The sequence below is a fragment of the Paenibacillus athensensis genome (assembly GCF_004514475.2).
Lineage (GTDB): Bacteria > Bacillota > Bacilli > Paenibacillales > NBRC-103111 > Paenibacillus_AL > Paenibacillus_AL athensensis.
The window spans coordinates 1-669 of the sequence record NZ_MYFO02000040.1; the positions used below are offsets into that span (position 1 = coordinate 1).

At 51.1% G+C, this 669-nt stretch carries 1 tRNA gene and 1 rRNA gene; both read right to left on the reverse strand.

Annotated elements, in window-relative coordinates:
* Positions 1 to 249 (reverse strand): 23S ribosomal RNA (locus tag B5M42_RS25055); the annotation flags it as partial.
* Between the two features lie 228 nt (positions 250 to 477).
* Positions 478 to 553: transfer RNA gene (locus tag B5M42_RS25060), tRNA-Ala, on the reverse strand.
* Positions 554 to 669 lie beyond the last annotated feature (116 nt).

Genomic DNA, 669 nt, shown 5'->3' on the forward strand with positions numbered 1-669 from the left:
GCTACTGACGGAATCACTTTTGTTTTCTTTTCCTCCAGGTACTTAGATGTTTCAGTTCCCTGGGTATGCCTCCATTGTAGCTATGTATTCACTACAAGGTGACTGCGCATTACCACAGCCGGGTTCCCCCATTCGGACATCCCCGGATCGAAGCCTGCTTACGGCTCCCCGAGGCATTTCGTCGTTCGCCACGTCCTTCTTCGGCTCCTAGCGCCTAGGCATCCTCCGTGTGCTCTTTCTAGCTTAACCGCTAGAAATTACATCTCGCATTTGTTTGCACAAATGGTGAGTTGGATTTCTAAGTTAAATCACGCGTTTGTTACTTCTTGTTTCGTTATCTAGTTTTCAAGGAACACGCTGCGAAACCCAAGGATTCGTCAGCTCTCGATTCGCTTACCGCCTCTTCGACATCTTCCGACGCCCAGCGCGGCAACACGTATCTTATCACATCTGTCCGACTCTTTTCAAGTCGTTTTTTGGTGGAGCCAAGCGGGATCGAACCGCTGACCTCCTGCTTGCAAGGCAGGCGCTCTCCCAGCTGAGCTATGGCCCCTCATTTATTGCCCACAGTGTTCTGGGGCCCCCGAAAAGTAATCGGAATAATCCTCGAAGCTTCGCTTCACTTTTTGGGGTATATTGGTGGGCCCTAGTGGACTCGAACCACCGACC